Origin of the sequence: Parabacteroides distasonis (genome assembly GCF_004793765.1) — a bacterium.
Lineage (GTDB): Bacteria > Bacteroidota > Bacteroidia > Bacteroidales > Tannerellaceae > Parabacteroides > Parabacteroides distasonis_A.
Genome location: NZ_SRYM01000165.1, coordinates 1 through 375, shown reverse-complemented (window position 1 = coordinate 375; position 375 = coordinate 1). Strand labels below are relative to the sequence as shown.

General features: G+C 41.6%; 1 protein-coding gene. It reads right to left on the bottom strand.

From position 1 onward, the window contains the following. Nucleotides 1–148: 148 nt before the first annotated feature. A partial coding sequence (locus E5342_RS19215) for a tyrosine-type recombinase/integrase (protein WP_168354534.1) occupies nt 149–375 on the bottom strand: 227 nt, incomplete at its 5' end.

Below are 375 nucleotides of genomic sequence, written 5' to 3'. Positions count from 1 at the left end.
GTTTTTTTGTCCGATAGTAAAACAAATGTCAGAACAAGTCTTGACTATTACAGTTTATTTTACGCCCCCATTTCCTATTTGTCGCGTCCTTAAAGTATAACGCCCGTGTCAGAAAAAACACGGGCGTGTTTTATTGGTCTATTTATCGCTAAACCTTCATCTTTCGCTCCAAGACATCAAATCCTTTCTCGACCTCTGTGTTGAGAACCTTCGCATAGATTTGAGTTGTTTTTATATTTGTATGGCCAAGCATCTTGGACACCACCTCCATCGGAACACCATTATTTAACGCGAAAACCGCAAACGTATGGCGCGCCAGATGGAAAGTGATAGGCTGTGCAAGGAAAAGCGGACAGGTGAAGATAAAACGTAAAC